Source organism: Spirillospora sp. NPDC049652, from assembly GCF_040675125.1.
Lineage (GTDB): Bacteria > Actinomycetota > Actinomycetes > Streptosporangiales > Streptosporangiaceae > Spirillospora.
This window is the reverse complement of sequence record NZ_JBFAOF010001537.1, coordinates 1-1,128: the sequence shown is the minus strand read 5'-3', so window position 1 is coordinate 1,128 and position 1,128 is coordinate 1. Positions and strand designations below refer to the sequence as shown.

At 77.0% G+C, this 1,128-nt stretch carries 2 protein-coding genes; both read right to left on the bottom strand.

The window, feature by feature from the left end; genetic code table 11:
• On the bottom strand, window positions 1-691 hold a 691-nt coding region (locus AB0J52_RS41745; RefSeq protein WP_500188831.1), incomplete at its 3' end, for a hypothetical protein.
• A partial coding sequence (locus tag AB0J52_RS41740; protein WP_500188830.1) for an SWIM zinc finger family protein occupies window positions 688-1,128 on the bottom strand: 441 nt, incomplete at its 5' end. The genes AB0J52_RS41745 and AB0J52_RS41740, both read right to left, overlap by 4 nt.

Below are 1,128 nucleotides of genomic sequence, written 5' to 3'. Positions count from 1 at the left end.
ACCAGCGCAGGTCCTGGGCGCGTCCGCCGCGCAGCAGGCGCCGGACGCACTGGTCCAGCACCTCCGCGCGGTCGAGGCGGCCGGACGCCACGAGCGCGGCGACCGGCTCCACCCAGCTCGCGTCGCCCGCGCCGTCCACCTCGAAGAGCCGGGGGACCAGCGTGTCCGTGAACGGGTCGTCCGCGAGCCTCCACGGAAGGTCCGGCGCCCACCGCGTCCACCCGAGGACGAACATGTCGTCGGTCGGAGGCGTCCCGCCCGCGAGCGGGACGAGCGCGGCCACGGCCGTCCAGAGCCCCTCGTGCTGCCAGCGGTCGCGAATCCGCCCGGCGGCCCGCCGCACCACGTCGGCGACCCACTCCTCCGGACGGCCGGCCACCGCCGCTTCCAAGTTCGGTGTCCGGACCCGCTTTCCCCGCTCCCATCGGACGACCTGCCAGACCAGGTCCGAACGGGCCAGCCAGTTCGCCGCGGCGGCGGCACCGGAGATCGCGGCGAGACCGGCGAGCAGCAGCGCGTCCGCGACCGGCCCCTCGATCAGCCCGTACGTCGAACGCTCGCGCAGTTCGCGGAGCAGAGCGGGCAGCTCGGCGCCGACCCGCCGGCGCTCGGCGGGCTCCAGCTCCTGGATGCGGAGCAGGGCCGTGCCGCTCCGTCCCGCCGTGATCGCCTCGCGGACGCCCTCGTTCACGCCTGCCCTCCGGTCGTCGCGCGCGGGCTCGGGCCCGCGGTCTCGTCAGCGGTGTCCTCGGCGGTGTCCTCGGCGGGCTCGCGGGCGATGCGGGCCGCCAGGACGTGTTTGCAGGGGCCGCGTCCGCCGCGATGGTCCAGCCACCACGGGCACGTGCAGGTGACGCGGTCGCCGTCGAACCGGACGACGCGCGTCTCACCGGTCGTGACGTGCGCGACCTCCGGCGAACCGAAGCGGACCGCTCCCTCCTCCACCAGCGCCCGGGCAGCCCGCAGGCGCGGGTTCATCGCGGCCACCCGCCGCGCGTCGTACGGCAGCTCCCGGTGGAAGTGCGCCGCCTCGGCGAGGTCGAAGCCGACGCGGCCGGACGTCCCGAGCTGGGTGAGCGCCGCGCGGGTCCGCGCGGGCGTCAGGCCCGCCCCGGCGGCGAGCAGGTC